An 18,502-nucleotide genomic window follows, 5' to 3' on the forward strand; every position below is an offset into this window, starting at 1 on the left:
ATTATTATGCCAAAAATTACTTTTTTACCCAATGCTGATCTTTGCCCAGAAGGGAAAGTTGTTGAGGCAGAGGAAGGGGAATCTATTTTAGAAGTCGCGTTACGCAATGATATTGAAATTGAACATGCTTGTGAAATGTCCTGTGCTTGCTCAACATGTCATTGTATTGTTCGAAAAGGTTTTGATTCTTTAGAAGAAAGCGATGAACAAGAAGATGATATGCTTGATAAAGCATGGGGTGTTGAACCTCAGAGCCGTTTAAGTTGCCAAGCTCGCGTTACTGATGAAGATCTTGAAGTTGAAATTCCAAGATATAGCTTAAATCATGCCAAAGAAGATCATTAATGCCACATTAAAGTGGGTTTATTTTTATAATTTAACTATGTATTTTATTAATTTTTTATTTTAGTAATCTTACTGTGATAATAATCATATTTTCTTACTAATATTGTTACCTAGTTTTTAACTCTATTATCATAAAACAGATGACTTAACTTGCCAAATTAGCTTCAGAAATAGCTCTCCATTATTGCAATATCCGATAAGTTATATTATAAACTTACTCCGTAAAAATGCGAAAATCACAATCATGTGTTCGCACAGTATTAGTAAGGAGAATTTATGGATGCATTTAGAGGATTTATTGCTATTGCAGTATTACTTTTAGTTGCTTATATTTTTTCGAAAAATCGTCGGAAAATAAATGTACGGACAGTTGGGTCTGCATTATTACTTCAATTTGTGCTTGGTGGATTGATGTTATTTATTCCTGCTGGGCGTTGGTGTGTTGAAGTTGCAGCAAAAGGTATTACTGATTTAGTTTCATTTGCGAATGCTGGTGCTGCATTTGTTTTTGGCGGATTAGTAGGTCCAAAAATGGGTGAACTTTTTGGTGACGGAGCTTTTGTGTTTGCTCTAAATGTTATTCCATCTATTATTTTTGTTACCGCTTTAATTTCCCTTTTATACTATATTGGATTTATGAAATGGTTTATCCATATTTTAGGTACTTTGTTTCAAAAACTATTAGGTGTAAGTAAAGTTGAAGCCTTTGTTGCGGTAACAACAATGATTCTTGGACAAAATGAAATTCCGGCCGCGGTTAAACCATTTATTAATAAGATGAATACCAATGAACTATTTACTGCAATGTGTAGTGGTATGGCTTCGATAGCTGGTTCTATGCTAATTGCATATGCGGGATTTGGTGTACCATTGGAATATTTACTAGCTGCATCGTTAATGGCAATCCCTGGCGGTATATTATTTGCACGTATTTTAAGCCCGGCAACAGAGGAATCTAGAGTAGAATTTAAAGAAATGTCTTTTGGTGATAAAAAAGCTGCGAGTATTATTGAAGCAGTTTCTACAGGTGCTATGGTTGGCTTAAAGATCGGTGTTGGTGTTGCTACTGTGGTTATGACATTTGTTGCATTAATTGCTTTAATTAATGGTCTTTTAGGTGGTATTGGTAATTGGTTCGGCTGGGAATCATTAAGTCTACAAGGTATTTTGGGTTATGTGTTTTCTCCATTAGCTTATGTAATGGGGATTGGTTGGGATGATGCAACACTAGTAGGTGGTTTGATTGGTGAAAAATTAGCAATTAATGAATTTGTTGCTTATGCAGATTTATCTCATCATATGGCCTCATTAGATACAAAATCGGTTGCAATTATTTCATTTGCATTATGTGGTTTTGCTAATTTTGGTTCTATTGGTGTTATTGTTGGTGCATTTGGGGCAATATGTCCAGAACGAATTTCTGAAATTGCCAAATTAGGAGTCAGAGCTTTATTGGCGGCAACACTATCTAATTTAATGAGTGCAACTATTGCCGGAATATTTATAGGATTTACTCTTTAACTATTATTTTTAAACGTTGAACATTATCAATAAAGCTAATGGTGAAACCAATAGCTTTATTGATAATTACTGTATAATGATCATATATAAATGAATCAATATTTATTATATAAGAGTATATATCCAAAAAATTTTTAGTATCATTGTAATTATTTAATTACTCCTTGCAAAAACTAATAATTTACGTATAATTAACCGCACTTTGCTTATTGGTCTTCCTTAAGTAAATGCGTACGAAGATATAAGCAATAGTTAAATATATTGAATTATATCAACAATACTCCCGATTTGGGGGTTACGAAAAAGAACGGATTACACTCTCCTGTCAATCGAAACAGGATAAGAGGAGTAGTCTTTTGTTATAACTTTTAAATAGTGGAGCTCTGGTCTCATGTCGAACCAAAGAATCCGTATTCGGTTAAAAGCGTTTGATCATCGTTTGATTGATCAATCAACTGCTGAAATTGTAGAAACTGCGAAGCGCACTGGTGCGCAGGTTCGTGGTCCTATTCCATTACCGACACGCAAAGAGCGTTTCACCGTATTGATTTCTCCGCATGTTAATAAAGATGCGCGTGATCAGTATGAGATTCGCACTCATAAACGTCTAGTTGATATTGTTGAACCAACTGAAAAAACAGTTGATGCTTTAATGCGTCTAGATCTTGCTGCCGGTGTTGATGTGCAGATCAGTTTAGGTTAGTCCTAGGCTGAATGATTGAGAGGTTTAAACAATGATTGGTTTAATCGGTCGTAAAGTGGGAATGACACGAATTTTCACCGAAGAAGGTGTTTCTATTCCTGTCACCGTAGTTGAAGTTCAAAGCAACCGTGTTACTCAAGTTAAAACTCTTGAGAATGATGGTTATCAAGCAATTCAGGTTACTACTGGTAGCAAAAAAGCAAACCGTGTAAACAAACCTGAAGCAGGTCATTTCGCTAAGGCTGGCGTTGAAGCTGGTCGTGGTCTATGGGAATTCCGTTTTGAAAATGGTGAATTTACTGTAGGTCAAAGCATTAACGTTGATATTTTTACTGACGTTAAAAAAGTTGATGTTACTGGAACATCTAAGGGTAAAGGTTTTGCTGGCGTAACTAAACGTTGGAACTTCCGTACTCAAGATGCAACACATGGTAACTCTTTGGCACACCGTGGTCATGGTTCTATTGGTCAAAATCAGACTCCAGGTAAAGTGTTCAAAGGTCGTAAAATGGCTGGTCACCTAGGTAATGAACGTGTAACCGTTCAAAACTTAGATATTGTACGTGTTGATGCAGAACGTAATCTTTTATTAATTAAAGGTGCAGTTCCAGGTGCAATCAATAGTGACGTAATTGTTAAACCGGCAATCAAGGCTTAACGTCGAGGAGATAGAGATGGAATTAGTAGTAAAAGACGCGCAAGCGCTTTCTGTTTCCGAAACTACCTTCGGACGTGAGTTTAATGAAGCGCTAGTTCACCAAGTAGTTGTTGCTTATGCAGCTGCAGCTCGTCAAGGTACTCGTGCACAAAAAACTCGTGCAGAAATCGCTGGTTCAGGTAAAAAACCATGGCGTCAAAAAGGTACAGGTCGCGCTCGATCAGGTTCTATTAAGAGCCCAATTTGGCGTAGTGGTGGTGTAACATTTGCAGCAAAACCACAAGATCATAGCCAAAAAGTTAACCGTAAAATGTATCGTGGTGCATTAAAGAGTATCTTCTCTGAATTAGTGCGTCAAGAACGTTTAATTGTGGTTGAAAATTTTACTGTTGAAGCACCTAAGACTAAATTATTAACTCAGAAATTAAATGAGATGAATCTTAATGATGTTCTTATTATTACTTCTGATGTTGATGAAAATCTTTTCTTAGCAGCAAGAAACTTATATAAAGTCGATGTGCGTGATGTAGCAGGTATTGATCCAGTTAGTTTGATTGCATTTGACAAAGTGCTTATCACTGTTGATGCTGTTAAACAAGTAGAGGAGAGATTAGCATGATTCGTGAAGAGCGTCTGCTTAAAGTCCTGCGAGCACCACATGTTTCTGAAAAAGCATCTATTTCAATGGAAAAAACAAATACATTAGTATTGAAAGTTGCTAAAGATGCTACTAAGAAAGAGATTAAAGCCGCAGTTGAACAGCTATTTGAAGTTAAAGTAGATGACGTTAATACTCTTATTATTAAAGGTAAAGTTAAACGTCGTGGTCAACAAATTGGTCGCCGTAGCGACTGGAAAAAAGCTTACGTTACTTTAGCTGAAGGTCAAAACTTAGACCTTGCTGGCGTCGCTGAGTAATTCGGAGGAGTAAGAACAATGGCAGTTGTTAAGTGTAAACCTACATCTCCGGGTCGTCGCCACGTTGTTAAAGTGGTTAACCCAGAGTTGCATAAAGGTAAGCCTTATGCACCGTTGCTTGATTCAAAAAGCAAAACTGGTGGTCGCAATAATAATGGTCGAATCACTACCCGTCATATTGGTGGTGGTCATAAACAACATTATCGTATTGTCGACTTTAAGCGTAATAAAGATGGTATTCCAGCAGTTGTTGAACGTTTGGAATATGATCCAAACCGTAGTGCAAATATTGCATTGGTTTTATATAAAGACGGTGAACGTCGTTATATTTTAGCGCCTAAAGGCTTAAAAGCAGGTGATCAGATCCAATCTGGTATTGATGCATCAATAAAAACAGGTAACTGTTTACCTATGCGTAATATTCCAGTCGGTTCTACCGTACATAATATTGAAATGAAACCAGGTAAAGGCGGTCAACTTGCTCGCTCTGCTGGTAGTTATGTGCAAATCGTTGCGCGTGATGGTGCGTATGTAACATTGCGTTTGCGTTCAGGTGAAATGCGTAAAGTATTATCAGATTGCCGTGCCACTATTGGTGAAGTTGGTAATTCAGAACATATGCTTCGCGTGTTAGGTAAAGCGGGTGCAACGCGTTGGCGTGGTATTCGTCCTACTGTTCGTGGTACAGCAATGAACCCGGTAGACCATCCACATGGTGGTGGTGAAGGTCGTAACTTTGGTAAACATCCTGTGTCTCCATGGGGTCAAAAAACCAAAGGATTGAAAACGCGTAGCAACAAACGTACTGATAAGTATATTGTTCGCCGTCGCAATAAGAAATAATTAATATAGAGGATTAGCTATGCCACGTTCTCTCAAGAAGGGTCCTTTTATTGACCTACACTTGCTGAAGAAGGTAGAGAAAGCGGTGGAAAGCGGGGACAAGAAACCAATTCGTACTTGGTCCCGTCGTTCAACGATCTTTCCTAACATGATCGGTTTGACCATCGCTGTCCATAATGGTCGTCAGCACGTTCCAGTTTATGTATCCGACGAAATGGTTGGACATAAATTGGGTGAATTCGCGCCGACTCGGACTTATCGCGGCCATGCGGCTGATAAGAAAGCTAAGAAGAAATAAGTAGGAGAAAGAGATGGAAACAATTGCAAAATATCGCCACGCTCGTTCTTCTGCACAGAAAGTTCGCTTAGTAGCAGATCTTGTTCGCGGTAAGAATGTGTCACAGGCACTAGATATTTTAACGTACACCAATAAAAAAGCGGCTGTACTGGTTAAAAAAGTATTAGAGTCTGCTATTGCTAACGCAGAGCATAACGATGGTGCTGATATTGATGATCTAAAAGTTGCGAAAATTTTCGTTGACGAAGGCCCAACCATGAAGCGAATTATGCCTCGTGCAAAAGGTCGTGCAGATCGAATTTTGAAGCGTACGAGTCACATTACCGTGATCGTCTCAGATCGCTAGTCTGGAGAATAGCAATGGGTCAAAAAGTAAATCCAAATGGTATCCGATTAGGTATTGTCAAACCTTGGACATCTACATGGTATTCGGGTACAAAGACATTCGCTGATAATTTAGAAAGTGATTTTAGAGTGCGTCAATTCTTAAATAAAGAATTAGCACAAGCGTCAATCTCTAAGATTGTGATCGATCGTTCAGCAGAAACTAACGTTCGCATTACTATTCATACTGCTCGTCCAGGCATTGTGATTGGTAAAAAAGGCGAAGATGTTGAAAAATTACGTAATGCCGTAGCTTCTATTGTCAATAAATACAAAGACAAAAGAGAGAAACGTGATGTTGCAGTACAAATTAATATTGCTGAAGTTCGTAAACCTGAACTTGATGCAAAATTAGTTGCTGATAGCATTACTTCTCAATTAGAACGCCGTGTTATGTTCCGTCGTGCAATGAAACGTGCGGTTCAAAACGCAATGAAAGCGGGTGCTAAAGGTATTAAAGTGGAAGTAAGTGGTCGTTTAGGCGGTGCAGAAATTGCCCGTAGCGAATGGTATCGTGAAGGTCGTGTTCCTTTACATACATTACGTGCTGATATCGACTATGGATTATCTGAAGCGTTAACTACCTACGGTATTATTGGTGTAAAAGTGTGGATCTTCAAAGGTGAGATCCTTGGTGGTATGGCTGCCGTTGAACAAGCAGAAAAACAACCTGCTGCTCAACCTAAAAAGCAGCGCAAAGGCCGAAAACAATAAGGAGCGTCGCTGATGTTACAACCAAAGCGTACAAAATTCCGTAAAATGCACAAGGGCCGCAATCGTGGTCTTGCTGTAAGTACTGATGTTAGTTTCGGTACATTCGGTCTTAAGGCTGTTGGTCGCGGTCGTTTGACTGCGCGCCAGATCGAAGCAGCACGTCGTGCAATGACTCGTGCAGTTAAGCGTCAAGGTAAAATCTGGATTCGAGTTTTCCCTGATAAACCAATTACTGAAAAACCACTTGAAGTGCGTATGGGTAAAGGTAAGGGTAACGTTGAATACTGGGTTGCACAGATTCAACCAGGTAAAGTCCTTTATGAAATGGACGGTGTACCGGAAGAAGTTGCTCGTGAAGCATTTGCGTTGGCAGCTGCAAAACTGCCAATTAAAACCACCTTTGTGATTAAGACGGTGATGTAAATGAAAGCAAAAGAGCTACGCGAAAAAAGCGTTGAAGAGTTAAATACTGAACTTCTTAATTTATTACGTGAGCAATTTAACTTACGTATGCAATTAGCTGGAGGACAGTTAACACAAACTCATATGTTGAAACAAGTGCGCCGTAATATAGCACGAGTTAAAACATTATTAACTGAAAAGGCGGGTGCGTAATATGACTACTGAAGTAAAAATTCGTACTCAGCAAGGTCGTGTTATTAGTGACAAAATGGATAAATCTATTACAGTTGCTATTGAACGTAAAGTGAAGCATCCGTTATATGGTAAGTTCATTAAACGTACGACTAAATTGCATGTACATGATGAAAACAATGAGTGTGGTATTGGTGATACTGTTGAAATTAAAGAGTGTCGTCCATTGTCAAAAACCAAATCTTGGACTCTTGTTCGCATCGTTGAAAAGGCAGTTATCTAATCAGTTTGATTAAAAACTGTACATAAAATCATAAACGGCTTAATTTAGCCGTTTATTTTATGCTATCCATTTTATTTGAGTGGTGTTATACTATGCGCCCTCACGTAAGTGGGTTTTGGTTGTCTATTCTTATCCATGGTAGTTGAGGTGGATGAAGGTAGATTAGACAATAATTTATTTATACGGAGCATTAAAATGATCCAAGAACAGACTAGGCTCGATGTTGCTGATAACTCTGGCGCACGTAGCGTAATGTGTATCAAGGTTCTCGGTGGATCGCATCGTCGTTATGCAGCAGTAGGTGATATCATCAAAGTTACCATTAAAGAAGCAATCCCACGTGGTAAAGTAAAAAAAGGTGATGTACTTAAAGCTGTTGTGGTGCGGACTCGAAAAGGTGTTCGTCGTCCTGATGGATCTGTCATTCGTTTCGATCGTAATGCTTGTGTTATTTTAAATAATAACAGTGAGCAACCGATTGGTACGCGTATTTTTGGACCGGTCACTCGTGAACTTCGTTCTGAGAAGTTTATGAAGATCATTTCATTAGCACCAGAAGTACTGTAAGGAGCGGGTAATGGCAGCGAAGATCCGTCGAGAAGATGAAGTTATCGTGTTAACTGGTAAAGATAAAGGTAAACGCGGTAAAGTAAAAAGTGTTTTGTCTACTGGTAAAGTGATTGTTGAAGGTATTAATTTGGTGAAAAAACACCAAAAACCAGTACCTGCATTAAATCAAGATGGTGGAATTGTTGAAAAAGAAGCGGCTATTAATGTTTCTAATGTAGCAATTTTTAACCCTAATACAGGCAAAGCAGATCGTGTAGGCTTTCGTTTTGAAGACGGTAAAAAAGTCCGTTTTTATAAGTCTACTAATGAATTAATCAATTAAGTAATTTGGAGTGTACGATGGCGAAACTGCATGATTACTACAAAGCACAGGTAGTAAATAAACTGCAAGAACAGTTTGGCTACAAATCTGTCATGCAAGTCCCTCGGATCGAAAAGATCACCTTGAATATGGGTGTGGGTGAAGCAATTACTGATAAAAAATTATTAGATAATGCGGTTGCAGATTTAGCTGCAATCAGTGGTCAAAAACCACTAGTCACTAAAGCACGCAAGTCAGTTGCTGGTTTTAAAATCCGTCAAGGGTATCCTATTGGTTGTAAAGTGACTTTACGTGGCGAACGTATGTGGGAGTTTTTTGAACGCCTAGTTTATATAGCACTTCCTCGAACTCGAGATTTTCGTGGTTTAAGCACAAAATCTTTTGATGGTCGTGGAAATTATAGTATGGGTGTTCGGGAACAAATCGTTTTCCCTGAAATCGATTATGATAAAGTTGATCGTGTTCGAGGTTTAGATATTACAATCACTACTTCTGCACAATCAGATGAAGAAGGCCGAGCTTTATTATCTGCCTTTAACTTCCCATTTCGTAAGTAAGGTAGGGCATAATGGCTAAACAATCAATGATTGAACGCGATAAGAAACGCGTAAAGCTAGCAGAAAAATATTTTGCAAAGCGTCAAGAATTAAAAGCGATTATCTCTGATCTTAATGCATCAGATGAAGATCGTTGGAATGCAGTGCTAAAATTGCAAACGCTTCCTCGTGATTCTAGTCCATCACGTCAACGTCGTCGTTGTCGTCAAACTGGTCGTCCTCATGGCGTCCTTCGTAAGTTTGGTTTAAGCCGTATTAAGGTTCGTGAATCTGCCATGCGTGGTGAGATTCCTGGTCTTAAAAAGGCAAGTTGGTAATCAGGGGAGTGTTATAGATGAGCATGCAAGATCCTATTGCAGATATGTTGACCCGTATTCGTAACGGTCAATCTGCGAATAAAGTTGCAGTCACCATGCCTTCCTCTAAGCTAAAAGTGGCAATCGCCAATGTGCTGAAAGAAGAAGGTTATATCGGGGACTATAAAGTTGTTGGTGACACTAAACCAGAATTGGAAATTACTTTAAAATATTTCCAAGGTAAGGCAGTAGTAGAAAGTATTAAACGTGTTAGCCGTCCAGGTTTACGTATTTATAAACGTAAAGATGAATTGCCAAAGGTAATGGCTGGATTGGGTATCGCGGTTATTTCTACTTCTAAAGGTGTTATGACTGATCGAGCAGCCCGCCAAGCAGGACTTGGTGGTGAAATTATCTGCTACGTAGCGTAAGGAGGAAAAGAATGTCTCGTGTTGCAAAAGCACATGTCGTTATTCCTGCTGGCGTAGAGGTAAAACTCAATGGTCAGGTAATTACGATTAAAGGTAAAAATGGCGAGTTAACTCGTTCTATTAATAATGCGGTTGTAATTAATCAAGAAGAAAAAAATATTAAATTTTCTCCTCGTGATGGTCATGCTGATGCTTGGGCGCAAGCAGGTACTGCACGTGCATTGATTAATGCAATGGTGGTTGGTGTTACTGAAGGTTTTACTAAAAAACTTCAGCTAGTAGGTGTCGGTTATCGAGCACAAGTTAAAGGTTCAACAATTGGTTTATCACTTGGATATTCACATCCAATTGAACATCAATTGCCTAAAGGTGTAACCGCTGAGTGTCCATCCCAAACTGAAATCGTTCTGAAAAGTGCTGATAAACAGTTAATTGGACAAGTTGCGGCAGATATCCGTGCTTATCGTCGTCCTGAACCTTATAAAGGTAAAGGTGTTCGTTACGCAGATGAAGTTGTGCGTACTAAAGAAGCTAAGAAAAAGTAAGGTAACACTATGGATAAGAAATCAGCTCGTATCCGTCGTGCAACTAAAGCGCGTCGCAAGATGCATGAACTACTTGCTACTCGTTTAGTAGTTCACCGTACTCCGCGTCATATTTATGCGCAGATTATCGCACCAAACGGATCAGAAGTACTGGCAGCGGCTTCTACGTTAGAAAAAGCTATCAGTGAAAGTTTAAAATACACCGGAAACAAAGATGCAGCAGCCGCAGTTGGTAAAGCAATAGCAGAACGCGCATTGGCGAAAGATATCAAAGAAGTTTCATTTGATCGTTCGGGTTTCCAATATCATGGTCGAGTTCAGGCGCTAGCAGATGCTGCTCGCGAAGCTGGCCTACAGTTCTAAGGTAGGAGTTAAAGATGTCAAACATCGAAAAACAAGCTGGTGAACTGCAGGAAAAATTAATCGCAGTTAACCGTGTTTCTAAAACCGTTAAAGGTGGCCGTATTTTTAGTTTTTCTGCACTAACCGTGGTTGGTGACGGTAATGGCCGTGTAGGTTTTGGATATGGTAAAGCACGTGAAGTGCCAGCAGCAATCCAAAAAGCAATGGAAAAAGCACGTCGCAATATGATTAACGTTGCTTTAAATAATGAAACTTTACAGCATCCTGTTAAAGGTGCTCATACGGGTTCTCGTGTTTATATGCAACCAGCATCAGAAGGTACAGGTATTATTGCCGGTGGTGCTATGCGTGCTGTGTTAGAAGTTGCTGGAGTTCGTAACGTTCTAGCTAAAGCTTATGGTTCTACTAACCCAATTAATGTGGTTCGTGCAACTATCGATGGCTTAGAAAATATGAAATCACCAGAAATGGTTGCTGCTAAGCGTGGTAAAACCGTCGAAGAAATTTTGGGGTAATTAGCCATGGCAAAGACAATTAAAATTACACAAACTCGTAGTTCTATTGGTCGTCTACCGAAGCATAAAGCAACGTTAGTAGGTCTAGGATTACGTCGTATTGGTCATACTGTTGAACGCGAGGATACTCCAGCAATCCGCGGTATGGTAAACCAAGTTTATTACATGGTTAAAGTAGAGGAGTAATAGTAATGCGATTAAATACTTTATCTCCTGCTGAAGGTTCAAAGCATGCACCTAAACGTCTAGGCCGAGGTATCGGTTCTGGATTAGGTAAAACTGGTACTCGTGGTGTTAAAGGTCAAAAATCTCGTTCAGGTGGCGGCGTACGTCGTGGCTTTGAAGGTGGGCAAATGCCTTTATACCGTCGTTTGCCTAAATTTGGTTTTACTTCTCGTAAAGCTTTAGTTACAGCTCAAGTTCGCCTTTCAGATCTTATGAAAGTTGAAGGTGATATTGTTGATCTAAATAGCTTAAAAGTTGCGAATGTGATTAATTCACAAATCGAATATGCAAAGATTATGTTATCTGGTGAAGTGACTAAACCAGTAACGATCCGAGGAATTCGAGTAACTAAAGGTGCTAAAGCTGCAATTGAAGCTGCTGGCGGAAAAATTGAGGAATAATTAGAAAGATGGCAAAGCAACCAGGATTAGATTTCCAAAGTACACGAGGTGGTAGCGGTGAGCTTAAAAGACGATTGATATTTGTGCTTTTAGCGCTTATTGTTTTCCGTCTTGGTTCTTACATTCCCGTTCCTGGTATTGATACTAAGGCGTTATCGGACTTACTAACACAAGCTTCATCAAATGGGATTGTGGGTATGTTCAATATGTTCTCTGGTGGTGCTTTAAGCCGTGCTTCAATTTTTGCATTAGGGATAATGCCTTATATTTCTTCATCAATTATTGTGCAGTTATTGACAGCAATTAGCCCTAAATTAGCAGAATTGAAGAAAGAAGGTGAATCAGGTCGTAAAAAAATCAGTCAGTACACCCGTTATGGTACATTAGCCATAGCTGTTGTTCAGGCTGTTGGGATTGCAACAGGTTTGCCAAAAATTCCAGGTTATGGTCACGTAGTGATTAATCCAGGTTTTTCTTTCTATTTTATCGCATCGGTTAGCTTAGTTACTGGCACTATGTTTCTTATGTGGTTAGGTGAACAGATCACTGAACGAGGCGTAGGTAATGGTATTTCTATCATTATCTTCGCTGGTATTGTAGCTGGTCTTCCTCATGCAATATATGAAACAATTGAACAAGCTCGTTCTGGTTCATTGCATCCGATTTTATTATTAGTTGTTGCAGCATTAGTAATTGGTGTAACTTACTTTGTTGTATTTGTAGAACGTGGTCAACGACGTATCGTAGTTAACTATGCACAAAGACAACAAGGTCGTCGTGTTTATGCAGCACAAAGTACACATTTACCATTAAAGATAAATATGGCAGGTGTTATACCTGCAATATTTGCCTCAACAATTGTTATGTTACCATCAATGATGGCTTCTTGGTTTCAAGGAGATGGTGAAGGGTGGAGATATATTATTGTTCTCATTGGGCAATACTTTTCACATGATCAGCCGTTATACATAATCTTTTTTGCGGCAGCGATTATTTTCTTTTGTTTCTTCTATACGGCATTGGTTTTCAATCCAAGAGAAACAGCTGATCAACTTAAAAAATCAGGCGCATTTATTCCAGGTATCCGTCCAGGTGAACAAACATCTAAGTATATAGATAAAGTGATGACTCGTTTAACACTAGTTGGCGCAATATATATTACTTTTGTATGTTTGGTACCAATGTTTATGACAAGCGCAATGAAAGTTCCAGTTCAATTTGGTGGAACCTCATTATTAATTGTGGTTGTGGTAATCATGGATTTTATGGCACAAGTACAGACTTTAATGATGCCAAATCGTTATGAGTCAGTGTTAAAGAAAGCGAATCTTAAAGGCTATGGCCGATAAGTAAGCAAGAAGTTACGGAGAAAAAAATGAAAGTTCGTGCTTCAGTCAAGAAATTATGCAGAAATTGTAAAATCATTAAACGTAATGGCATAGTTCGTGTTATTTGCGTTGAAGGTAAACATAAACAACGTCAAGGTTAATTAATTTAACTATAACGTTGAACTTTTGTATATTTTACTTGCCAAAGTATAGTAAAGCTGGCTAGAATAGCCAGCCTAAATTTATTTGTAAATCCACTGTTTGAGTATCCTGAAAACGGGCTTTTCAGTATAGTGGATTTGCTAAACTTTAAAAATAAAGGAGTGCATAGTGGCCCGTATAGCAGGCATTAACATTCCTGATCAACAACATGCAGTGATTGCATTACAAGCAATCTATGGTATTGGTAATACTCGTGCTAAGACTATTTGTGCTGAAGCCGGGGTTCCTGAACATGTTAAGATCAGAGAACTATCTGAAGATCAGATTGAAAAGTTACGTGAACAAGTCGCTAAATTTACTGTAGAAGGTGATTTACGTCGTGAAGTAACTATGAGTATCAAGCGTTTATTAGACCTTGGTTGTTATCGTGGCATGCGTCACCGTCGTGGACTTCCGGTTCGTGGTCAACGCACTAAGACTAACGCTCGTACCCGTAAGGGACCGCGTAAGCCAATCAAGAAATAATTGAGGTGATAAACAAATGGCAAAGACACCTGTTCGTACACGTAAACGTGTAAAAAAACAAGTTTCTGATGGTGTAGCTCATATTCATGCATCATTTAACAATACAATCGTGACCATTACTGATCGTCAAGGTAATGCGTTAGGTTGGGCAACCGCGGGTGGTTCTGGTTTCCGCGGCTCTCGTAAGTCAACTCCTTTTGCTGCTCAAGTAGCTGCAGAACGTTGTGCCGAGGCCGTAAAAGACTACGGAATTAAGAACTTAGAAGTTATGGTAAAAGGACCTGGTCCTGGTCGTGAGTCAACTATTCGCGCATTAAATGCAGCGGGTTATCGCATCACTAATATTACTGATGTTACTCCGATTCCTCATAACGGTTGTCGTCCACCAAAGAAACGTCGCGTTTAATTTCAATTAAACAGCGATTGTTTAGGATTATTGGAGAAATAAAATGGCAAGATATTTGGGACCAAAACTCAAATTAAGTCGTCGTGAGGGTACAGATTTATTCCTTAAGTCTGGTGTCCGAGCGGTTGATAGTAAATGTAAATTAGAACAAGCTCCTGGTCAACACGGTGCGCGTAAACCGCGCTTATCCGATTATGGTGTCCAGTTACGTGAGAAACAAAAAGTTAGACGTATTTATGGAATATTAGAACGTCAATTCCGTAATTACTATAAAAATGCAGCGCGTATTAAAGGCAATACAGGTGAAAACCTTCTTGCTCTTTTAGAACGACGCTTAGATAACGTTGTTTATCGTATGGGATTTGGTGCTACTCGCGCTGAAGCTCGTCAATTAGTTAGTCATAAAGCCGTTCTTGTTAATGGTCGTGTAGTAAATATTGCATCTTATCAGGTATCTCCTGAAGATGTTATTAGTGTTCGCGAAAAATCAAAAAAACAAGCACGTATTAAAGCCGCTTTAGAGTTAGCTGAACAACGTGAAAAACCAACATGGTTAGAAGTTGATGCTAGCAAAATGGAAGGTGTTTTTAAACGCTTACCAGAACGTTCAGATTTATCTGCTGACATCAACGAACATTTGATCGTCGAACTTTACTCTAAGTAAAGTTTAGCACTTAAGAGAGGACATAATGCAGGGTTCTGTAACAGAGTTTTTAAAACCTCACCTAGTTGATGTTGTTCAATACAGTCAAACTCACGCTAAAGTGACTTTAGAGCCACTAGAGCGTGGTTTTGGTCATACTTTAGGTAATGCACTACGCCGCATTCTATTATCATCAATGCCTGGTTATGCAGTAACTGAAGTTGAAATTGACGGTGTTCTGCATGAATACAGTACTAAAGAAGGCGTTCAAGAGGATGTACTAGATATTTTGCTTAATTTGAAAAAATTAGCTGTGCGTGTACATACTAAAGATGACGTTATGCTGACTTTAAATAAATCAGGGATTGGCGCAGTAACTGCATCTGATATTACTCATGATGGCGATGTAGAAATTGTTAATCCTGATTTAGTAATTTGTCATCTTACTGATGAAAACGCTTCAATTAATATGCGTATTCGTGTACAACGAGGACGTGGTTATGTCCCTGCTTCTGCTCGCGTTAAGTCAGAAGATGAAGATCGACCAATCGGTCGTCTATTAGTTGATGCATGCTATAGTCCTGTTGAGCGTATCGCATATTCTGTCGATGCGGCTCGTGTGGAACAACGTACAGATTTGGATAAGCTGGTTATCGATATGGAAACCAATGGTACTATCGATCCGGAAGAGTCTATCCGTCGTGCATCTACTATTTTGGCTGAACAACTTGAAGCTTTCGTTGATTTACGTGATGTACGTCAACCAGAAGTAAAAGAAGATAAACCGGAATTTGATCCTATTCTTCTACGTCCAGTAGATGATTTAGAATTAACTGTTCGGTCTGCTAATTGCTTAAAAGCAGAAGCAGTTCATTATATTGGTGATTTAGTCCAACGTACTGAAGTTGAGTTACTTAAAACCCCTAATCTTGGTAAAAAATCACTTACTGAAATTAAGGATGTACTCGCATCACGTGGTTTATCTTTAGGCATGCGCCTTGAGAACTGGCCACCTGCAAGTATTGTTGAAGACTAAAATAAAATTTATATAAGAAGGATAAAGTTATGCGCCATCGTAAAAGTGGTCGTCAACTGAACCGAAATAGCAGCCACCGTCAAGCAATGTTTCGTAACATGACTAGTTCACTTGTTGAACATGAAATCATAAAAACTACATTGCCAAAAGCAAAAGAGTTGCGTCGTGTTGTTGAACCGTTAATTACGCTAGCCAAAAGCGATAGCGTAGCTAATCGCCGTTTGGCTTTTGCACGTATCCGTGATAAAGATACAGTAAAAAAATTATTTTCTGATTTAGGACCACGTTTTGCTACCCGTCCTGGTGGTTATGTACGTATTTTAAAATGTGGTTTCCGTGACGGAGATAATGCTCCAATGGCTTATATTGAATTAGTTGATCGTCCTGCTGTAGAAGCAGAAACCGCAGCTGAATAATTATTAAATCATTGTTTATTAAAACCGGCATATATTGCCGGTTTTTTTATTGTATTGATTAACACTAGTATGCTCAAACAATCATAGTAATGTCATAATGGTCAATAGAGTAATTGTTAGTTTCAATTTCTTTAATAATCTAATAGTAGTAATTGCATTTATATATCAATAATATGGTTTAGTTTTGCTTGACGTTAGATCTTAATAGAAAAATAATTTAATAGTGCGGTGGTGGGGTTTCTTCAGTTAAGTTTGCAATATTAGATGGTTGGATAGATTGTAATTTTTGAGATAGCAACATTAATTGTTCTTTTAATTTACATACATCTACTTGTAGATTTGTTACCATTTGATTAAGTTCTTCAATCGTAATTTCTTGGAAGGCTATTTTAGTTTCTAAAAGTTCTAGCTGCTGTTTCATAAAAAATAGTTACATTAATTAGTTAATTATTCACTTATTGTAAGTAAAAAAAACTATTAAATCCATCCTCGTTCTGCAAAAGATACATATTCTCCCTTACCTATTACAATATGATCAAGTATGCGAATATCGATCAATTCACAAACTTGTTCAATTTTTTGAGTTAGATTACGATCTGCTTGACTAGGTTCAGATATTCCAGAAGGATGATTATGGGCTAAAATCAATGCGGCAGCATTATGTTGTAACGCTCGTCTGGCAATTTCTCGAGGATGAACTTCTACACAGTTATAAGTACCAATAAACATTTCTTCTGAAGTAATCACATGATTTTGATTATCTAAAAAAATAACCATGAAAATTTCACGATCTTTGTTTACTAATCGACTAGCTAAGTAGTGGTGGGTTAATGATGTTGAAGTTAATGAATTTGTATTAGTCATCTTTATTTTTAAATAACGATGAGCAAGTTCAACGACTGCTTGTAATTGCGTATATTTTGCTGTACCAAGCCCACGTATTTTACAAAAATCACTATGGTCGGCATTAATTAAATGATAGAAAGAACCAAATTCACTTAATAATCGCTGCGATAATTCCAAAACAGGTAAATTCCGTGTACCTGTACGTAAAAATAACGCTAATAATTCAGCATCACTTAATGTTTCAACACCAAATTTTAAAAGTTTTTCACGCGGCATCAATGCTGGGGTAGGTGATACCATAATAATTTTTCCAATTAGATTAAAAAAAGATTATTAATGGTATTATTGAAAAGGTAAAACGATATTTAAAAATGTTGCGAAGTATCTCTCAGAAGCATTAAAACATTTAAATATAAAAAAGAAAGCGCTGTCACAGCGCTTATCTTAACTAAATTAGTTACCAAAATTAATGACAACCACAACCACCATGTCCACCACCACAGCAACCGCTATTTTCATCATCTTCATCATGACCTCCACAACCGCAACCACCGTGGTCATGAGCTCCATGAATATGTCCATGAGCAATTTCTTCTTCAGTGGCATCACGAATATCAACAACCTCAACATTAAACAACAGATCTTGTCCGGCTAACATGTGATTGCCATCAATAGTAATTGTATCACCATCAATAGCTGTGATTTCAACCGGTAATGAACCATGTTCAGTATCAGCAAAAAAACGCATACCCACTTCAAGTTCATCAACACCGACAAAAACATCACGAGGAACATTTTGTACCAATGAATCATTAAAATCGCCATATGCATTAATTAGTTCAACATCAAATTTATCACCAATTTGGTGACCGTCTAATGCAGTTTCAAGATTTTGTAATAAATTACCTGCACCATGTAAGTATTTAAGAGGAGAAGCAGTTGTAGCCTCATCAACTAAAACTCCATCTTTTGTTCTAACTTGATATGCCAAGCTAACTACTTTATTTTTTGCTATTTTCATTTTTTCTCCGACAAACTATTACTAAGCAAACTAGGAGTAGATTTTAACGGAAAATGAAGCATAAGTATTCATAATTCTTTTATATAAAACCGATAAAATATAATTTAGACTGATAAATGGTACTTTATATATATACTTAATTAATTATACAATATGGTATAACCACTGGATTGGTTTTTTATCAAAATTTGTTTAATTCAATATACTATTAACCTGCTTTACCTGTTTATTATTTATTGAGGATTTTTATGTCGTACGATATGTTACAAACTTTAATAGGGCTGGCATTATATTTGTGGTTCCCTTTATGTACTATCTTTTTTATTTATCTTATTTGTCGAGTCAGAAGAAAAGTGTTAAAGCGTTGTAATGAAAAAGGTGGATCAGTTATTAGTATGTGTTTTATCTATTCGTTACCTTCACTATTTATCTATATCATTATTATTATTCCGGTTTTTTATATTAATCATTTAGGTAGTCAATATGATGTATGTATGAACATTGTTAGAGTGAACAAGATAACAACAGTAGATAATGAGTTCTTACAAGAAAGATGTGGAACTTTCGATTTACCTGAATTGATTCAAAAATCAAAGGCTGAAGTCAAAGTTGATAATTAAGTTCAGTTAAAAT

General features: G+C 37.8%; 34 protein-coding genes. 31 read left to right on the forward strand and 3 right to left on the reverse strand.

All coding sequences use genetic code 11. The features are described from left to right. Positions 1–6 precede the first annotated feature (6 nt). The 30 genes from fdx to rplQ all read left to right on the forward strand — a co-directional run bounded on the left by fdx (position 7) and on the right by rplQ (position 16,002). Entirely contained in the window at positions 7–345 is a 339-nt protein-coding gene (gene fdx, locus A9G13_RS08755) for an ISC system 2Fe-2S type ferredoxin (protein ID WP_065557242.1), read from the forward strand. 276 nt (positions 346–621) lie between these two features. Then, on the forward strand, positions 622–1,866 hold the full coding sequence (locus A9G13_RS08760; RefSeq protein ID WP_065557243.1) for a NupC/NupG family nucleoside CNT transporter: 1,245 nt from the start codon (positions 622–624) through the stop codon (positions 1,864–1,866). Positions 1,867–2,257: 391 nt separating this feature from the next. After that, the gene (rpsJ, locus tag A9G13_RS08765) at positions 2,258–2,569 is read left to right on the forward strand and encodes a 30S ribosomal protein S10 (protein ID WP_006120582.1); all 312 of its coding nucleotides are present in this window, start codon (positions 2,258–2,260) and stop codon (positions 2,567–2,569) included. Positions 2,570–2,600: 31 nt separating this feature from the next. After that, positions 2,601–3,227, forward strand: coding sequence for a 50S ribosomal protein L3 (rplC, locus tag A9G13_RS08770; protein WP_065557244.1), 627 nt, complete (start codon positions 2,601–2,603; stop codon positions 3,225–3,227). Between the two features lie 16 nt (positions 3,228–3,243). Further along, positions 3,244–3,846 (forward strand): 50S ribosomal protein L4, encoded by a 603-nt coding sequence (rplD, locus tag A9G13_RS08775; protein WP_065557245.1) that lies wholly within the window; start codon positions 3,244–3,246, stop codon positions 3,844–3,846. Next, positions 3,843–4,145, forward strand: coding sequence for a 50S ribosomal protein L23 (gene rplW, locus A9G13_RS08780; protein ID WP_065557246.1), 303 nt, complete (start codon positions 3,843–3,845; stop codon positions 4,143–4,145). The genes rplD and rplW overlap by 4 nt, the downstream gene beginning before the upstream one ends. An 18-nt stretch (positions 4,146–4,163) precedes the next feature. Then, on the forward strand, positions 4,164–4,988 hold the full coding sequence (gene rplB, locus A9G13_RS08785; protein ID WP_065557247.1) for a 50S ribosomal protein L2: 825 nt from the start codon (positions 4,164–4,166) through the stop codon (positions 4,986–4,988). Positions 4,989–5,007: 19 nt separating this feature from the next. Beyond that, positions 5,008–5,286 (forward strand): 30S ribosomal protein S19, encoded by a 279-nt coding sequence (rpsS, locus tag A9G13_RS08790; protein WP_024496505.1) that lies wholly within the window; start codon positions 5,008–5,010, stop codon positions 5,284–5,286. 13 nt (positions 5,287–5,299) lie between these two features. Beyond that, positions 5,300–5,632, forward strand: coding sequence for a 50S ribosomal protein L22 (gene rplV, locus A9G13_RS08795; RefSeq protein ID WP_034947997.1), 333 nt, complete (start codon positions 5,300–5,302; stop codon positions 5,630–5,632). 14 nt (positions 5,633–5,646) lie between these two features. After that, complete coding sequence (gene rpsC / locus A9G13_RS08800; RefSeq protein ID WP_065557248.1) at positions 5,647–6,384, forward strand: 30S ribosomal protein S3; 738 nt, start codon at positions 5,647–5,649, stop codon at positions 6,382–6,384. Between the two features lie 12 nt (positions 6,385–6,396). Further along, positions 6,397–6,807 carry a 50S ribosomal protein L16 gene (rplP, locus tag A9G13_RS08805; protein WP_065557249.1) on the forward strand — a complete coding sequence of 137 codons (411 nt, stop codon included), beginning with the start codon at positions 6,397–6,399 and terminating at the stop codon, positions 6,805–6,807. After that, positions 6,808–6,999, forward strand: coding sequence for a 50S ribosomal protein L29 (gene rpmC / locus A9G13_RS08810; RefSeq protein ID WP_034902373.1), 192 nt, complete (start codon positions 6,808–6,810; stop codon positions 6,997–6,999). It begins immediately after the preceding gene. A gap of 1 nt (position 7,000) precedes the next feature. Next, positions 7,001–7,261 carry a 30S ribosomal protein S17 gene (gene rpsQ / locus A9G13_RS08815; protein WP_034911151.1) on the forward strand — a complete coding sequence of 87 codons (261 nt, stop codon included), beginning with the start codon at positions 7,001–7,003 and terminating at the stop codon, positions 7,259–7,261. A gap of 195 nt (positions 7,262–7,456) precedes the next feature. Then, on the forward strand, positions 7,457–7,828 hold the full coding sequence (gene rplN, locus A9G13_RS08820) for a 50S ribosomal protein L14 (RefSeq protein WP_025314392.1): 372 nt from the start codon (positions 7,457–7,459) through the stop codon (positions 7,826–7,828). A gap of 10 nt (positions 7,829–7,838) precedes the next feature. Continuing rightward, positions 7,839–8,153 (forward strand): 50S ribosomal protein L24, encoded by a 315-nt coding sequence (gene rplX, locus A9G13_RS08825; protein ID WP_065557250.1) that lies wholly within the window; start codon positions 7,839–7,841, stop codon positions 8,151–8,153. Between the two features lie 17 nt (positions 8,154–8,170). Next, positions 8,171–8,710 carry a 50S ribosomal protein L5 gene (gene rplE / locus A9G13_RS08830; RefSeq protein WP_065557251.1) on the forward strand — a complete coding sequence of 180 codons (540 nt, stop codon included), beginning with the start codon at positions 8,171–8,173 and terminating at the stop codon, positions 8,708–8,710. 11 nt (positions 8,711–8,721) lie between these two features. Further along, the gene (rpsN, locus tag A9G13_RS08835; RefSeq protein WP_025314395.1) at positions 8,722–9,027 is read left to right on the forward strand and encodes a 30S ribosomal protein S14; all 306 of its coding nucleotides are present in this window, start codon (positions 8,722–8,724) and stop codon (positions 9,025–9,027) included. Between the two features lie 17 nt (positions 9,028–9,044). Beyond that, positions 9,045–9,437, forward strand: coding sequence for a 30S ribosomal protein S8 (gene rpsH, locus A9G13_RS08840; protein ID WP_065557252.1), 393 nt, complete (start codon positions 9,045–9,047; stop codon positions 9,435–9,437). Between the two features lie 11 nt (positions 9,438–9,448). Further along, the gene (gene rplF / locus A9G13_RS08845) at positions 9,449–9,982 is read left to right on the forward strand and encodes a 50S ribosomal protein L6 (protein WP_065557253.1); all 534 of its coding nucleotides are present in this window, start codon (positions 9,449–9,451) and stop codon (positions 9,980–9,982) included. A 9-nt stretch (positions 9,983–9,991) separates the two neighbouring features. Further along, positions 9,992–10,345: a 50S ribosomal protein L18 gene (gene rplR, locus A9G13_RS08850; RefSeq protein WP_025314398.1), complete on the forward strand. Its 354-nt coding sequence runs from the start codon at positions 9,992–9,994 to the stop codon at positions 10,343–10,345. Positions 10,346–10,359: 14 nt separating this feature from the next. Then, the gene (gene rpsE, locus A9G13_RS08855; RefSeq protein WP_065557254.1) at positions 10,360–10,860 is read left to right on the forward strand and encodes a 30S ribosomal protein S5; all 501 of its coding nucleotides are present in this window, start codon (positions 10,360–10,362) and stop codon (positions 10,858–10,860) included. Positions 10,861–10,866: 6 nt separating this feature from the next. Beyond that, positions 10,867–11,046 carry a 50S ribosomal protein L30 gene (gene rpmD / locus A9G13_RS08860; protein ID WP_025314400.1) on the forward strand — a complete coding sequence of 60 codons (180 nt, stop codon included), beginning with the start codon at positions 10,867–10,869 and terminating at the stop codon, positions 11,044–11,046. A 5-nt stretch (positions 11,047–11,051) separates the two neighbouring features. After that, the gene (gene rplO, locus A9G13_RS08865) at positions 11,052–11,486 is read left to right on the forward strand and encodes a 50S ribosomal protein L15 (RefSeq protein ID WP_065557255.1); all 435 of its coding nucleotides are present in this window, start codon (positions 11,052–11,054) and stop codon (positions 11,484–11,486) included. 8 nt (positions 11,487–11,494) lie between these two features. Continuing rightward, positions 11,495–12,835, forward strand: a complete 1,341-nt coding sequence (gene secY, locus A9G13_RS08870) for a preprotein translocase subunit SecY (protein WP_065557256.1) — start codon at positions 11,495–11,497, stop codon at positions 12,833–12,835. 26 nt (positions 12,836–12,861) lie between these two features. Beyond that, positions 12,862–12,975 (forward strand): 50S ribosomal protein L36, encoded by a 114-nt coding sequence (gene rpmJ / locus A9G13_RS08875; RefSeq protein WP_025314403.1) that lies wholly within the window; start codon positions 12,862–12,864, stop codon positions 12,973–12,975. 169 nt (positions 12,976–13,144) lie between these two features. Then, positions 13,145–13,501 (forward strand): 30S ribosomal protein S13, encoded by a 357-nt coding sequence (gene rpsM / locus A9G13_RS08880; protein ID WP_065557257.1) that lies wholly within the window; start codon positions 13,145–13,147, stop codon positions 13,499–13,501. Positions 13,502–13,517: 16 nt separating this feature from the next. Further along, positions 13,518–13,907, forward strand: a complete 390-nt coding sequence (gene rpsK, locus A9G13_RS08885; RefSeq protein WP_034948028.1) for a 30S ribosomal protein S11 — start codon at positions 13,518–13,520, stop codon at positions 13,905–13,907. 43 nt (positions 13,908–13,950) lie between these two features. Continuing rightward, positions 13,951–14,571, forward strand: a complete 621-nt coding sequence (rpsD, locus tag A9G13_RS08890; protein ID WP_065557258.1) for a 30S ribosomal protein S4 — start codon at positions 13,951–13,953, stop codon at positions 14,569–14,571. A gap of 25 nt (positions 14,572–14,596) precedes the next feature. After that, positions 14,597–15,586, forward strand: coding sequence for a DNA-directed RNA polymerase subunit alpha (locus A9G13_RS08895; RefSeq protein WP_065557259.1), 990 nt, complete (start codon positions 14,597–14,599; stop codon positions 15,584–15,586). Positions 15,587–15,615: 29 nt separating this feature from the next. Continuing rightward, entirely contained in the window at positions 15,616–16,002 is a 387-nt protein-coding gene (rplQ, locus tag A9G13_RS08900; protein WP_065557260.1) for a 50S ribosomal protein L17, read from the forward strand. Positions 16,003–16,219: 217 nt separating this feature from the next. On the opposite strand, the gene A9G13_RS08905 is transcribed toward rplQ, so the two are convergent. From A9G13_RS08905 to slyD, 3 genes are all read right to left on the reverse strand, one after another. Beyond that, on the reverse strand, positions 16,220–16,423 hold the full coding sequence (locus A9G13_RS08905; protein WP_065557261.1) for a SlyX family protein: 204 nt from the start codon (positions 16,421–16,423) through the stop codon (positions 16,220–16,222). Between the two features lie 56 nt (positions 16,424–16,479). Further along, complete coding sequence (gene radC, locus A9G13_RS08910) at positions 16,480–17,148, reverse strand: RadC family protein (protein WP_065557262.1); 669 nt, start codon at positions 17,146–17,148, stop codon at positions 16,480–16,482. A 166-nt stretch (positions 17,149–17,314) separates the two neighbouring features. Then, positions 17,315–17,869: a peptidylprolyl isomerase gene (gene slyD, locus A9G13_RS08915; RefSeq protein WP_065557263.1), complete on the reverse strand. Its 555-nt coding sequence runs from the start codon at positions 17,867–17,869 to the stop codon at positions 17,315–17,317. 248 nt (positions 17,870–18,117) lie between these two features. On the opposite strand from slyD, the gene A9G13_RS08920 reads away from it, so the two are divergent. Further along, positions 18,118–18,489, forward strand: a complete 372-nt coding sequence (locus A9G13_RS08920) for a hypothetical protein (RefSeq protein WP_065557264.1) — start codon at positions 18,118–18,120, stop codon at positions 18,487–18,489. The last annotated feature ends 13 nt before the right edge of the window (positions 18,490–18,502 follow it).

This window comes from Gilliamella sp. wkB178, from assembly GCF_001690705.1.
In the GTDB taxonomy this organism is placed as follows: Bacteria; Pseudomonadota; Gammaproteobacteria; order Enterobacterales; family Orbaceae; genus Gilliamella; species Gilliamella apicola_K.

Coding starts and splice junctions, on each gene's coding strand:
- fdx (WP_065557242.1), top strand. CDS start 7: ATGCCAAAAATTACTTTTTTACCCAATGCTGATCTTTGCCCAGAAGGG.
- A9G13_RS08760 (WP_065557243.1), top strand. CDS start 622: ATGGATGCATTTAGAGGATTTATTGCTATTGCAGTATTACTTTTAGTT.
- rpsJ (WP_006120582.1), top strand. CDS start 2,258: ATGTCGAACCAAAGAATCCGTATTCGGTTAAAAGCGTTTGATCATCGT.
- rplC (WP_065557244.1), top strand. CDS start 2,601: ATGATTGGTTTAATCGGTCGTAAAGTGGGAATGACACGAATTTTCACC.
- rplD (WP_065557245.1), top strand. CDS start 3,244: ATGGAATTAGTAGTAAAAGACGCGCAAGCGCTTTCTGTTTCCGAAACT.
- rplW (WP_065557246.1), top strand. CDS start 3,843: ATGATTCGTGAAGAGCGTCTGCTTAAAGTCCTGCGAGCACCACATGTT.
- rplB (WP_065557247.1), top strand. CDS start 4,164: ATGGCAGTTGTTAAGTGTAAACCTACATCTCCGGGTCGTCGCCACGTT.
- rpsS (WP_024496505.1), top strand. CDS start 5,008: ATGCCACGTTCTCTCAAGAAGGGTCCTTTTATTGACCTACACTTGCTG.
- rplV (WP_034947997.1), top strand. CDS start 5,300: ATGGAAACAATTGCAAAATATCGCCACGCTCGTTCTTCTGCACAGAAA.
- rpsC (WP_065557248.1), top strand. CDS start 5,647: ATGGGTCAAAAAGTAAATCCAAATGGTATCCGATTAGGTATTGTCAAA.
- rplP (WP_065557249.1), top strand. CDS start 6,397: ATGTTACAACCAAAGCGTACAAAATTCCGTAAAATGCACAAGGGCCGC.
- rpmC (WP_034902373.1), top strand. CDS start 6,808: ATGAAAGCAAAAGAGCTACGCGAAAAAAGCGTTGAAGAGTTAAATACT.
- rpsQ (WP_034911151.1), top strand. CDS start 7,001: ATGACTACTGAAGTAAAAATTCGTACTCAGCAAGGTCGTGTTATTAGT.
- rplN (WP_025314392.1), top strand. CDS start 7,457: ATGATCCAAGAACAGACTAGGCTCGATGTTGCTGATAACTCTGGCGCA.
- rplX (WP_065557250.1), top strand. CDS start 7,839: ATGGCAGCGAAGATCCGTCGAGAAGATGAAGTTATCGTGTTAACTGGT.
- rplE (WP_065557251.1), top strand. CDS start 8,171: ATGGCGAAACTGCATGATTACTACAAAGCACAGGTAGTAAATAAACTG.
- rpsN (WP_025314395.1), top strand. CDS start 8,722: ATGGCTAAACAATCAATGATTGAACGCGATAAGAAACGCGTAAAGCTA.
- rpsH (WP_065557252.1), top strand. CDS start 9,045: ATGAGCATGCAAGATCCTATTGCAGATATGTTGACCCGTATTCGTAAC.
- rplF (WP_065557253.1), top strand. CDS start 9,449: ATGTCTCGTGTTGCAAAAGCACATGTCGTTATTCCTGCTGGCGTAGAG.
- rplR (WP_025314398.1), top strand. CDS start 9,992: ATGGATAAGAAATCAGCTCGTATCCGTCGTGCAACTAAAGCGCGTCGC.
- rpsE (WP_065557254.1), top strand. CDS start 10,360: ATGTCAAACATCGAAAAACAAGCTGGTGAACTGCAGGAAAAATTAATC.
- rpmD (WP_025314400.1), top strand. CDS start 10,867: ATGGCAAAGACAATTAAAATTACACAAACTCGTAGTTCTATTGGTCGT.
- rplO (WP_065557255.1), top strand. CDS start 11,052: ATGCGATTAAATACTTTATCTCCTGCTGAAGGTTCAAAGCATGCACCT.
- secY (WP_065557256.1), top strand. CDS start 11,495: ATGGCAAAGCAACCAGGATTAGATTTCCAAAGTACACGAGGTGGTAGC.
- rpmJ (WP_025314403.1), top strand. CDS start 12,862: ATGAAAGTTCGTGCTTCAGTCAAGAAATTATGCAGAAATTGTAAAATC.
- rpsK (WP_034948028.1), top strand. CDS start 13,518: ATGGCAAAGACACCTGTTCGTACACGTAAACGTGTAAAAAAACAAGTT.
- rpsD (WP_065557258.1), top strand. CDS start 13,951: ATGGCAAGATATTTGGGACCAAAACTCAAATTAAGTCGTCGTGAGGGT.
- A9G13_RS08895 (WP_065557259.1), top strand. CDS start 14,597: ATGCAGGGTTCTGTAACAGAGTTTTTAAAACCTCACCTAGTTGATGTT.
- rplQ (WP_065557260.1), top strand. CDS start 15,616: ATGCGCCATCGTAAAAGTGGTCGTCAACTGAACCGAAATAGCAGCCAC.
- A9G13_RS08905 (WP_065557261.1), bottom strand. CDS start 16,423: ATGAAACAGCAGCTAGAACTTTTAGAAACTAAAATAGCCTTCCAAGAA.
- radC (WP_065557262.1), bottom strand. CDS start 17,148: ATGGTATCACCTACCCCAGCATTGATGCCGCGTGAAAAACTTTTAAAA.
- slyD (WP_065557263.1), bottom strand. CDS start 17,869: ATGAAAATAGCAAAAAATAAAGTAGTTAGCTTGGCATATCAAGTTAGA.
- A9G13_RS08920 (WP_065557264.1), top strand. CDS start 18,118: ATGTCGTACGATATGTTACAAACTTTAATAGGGCTGGCATTATATTTG.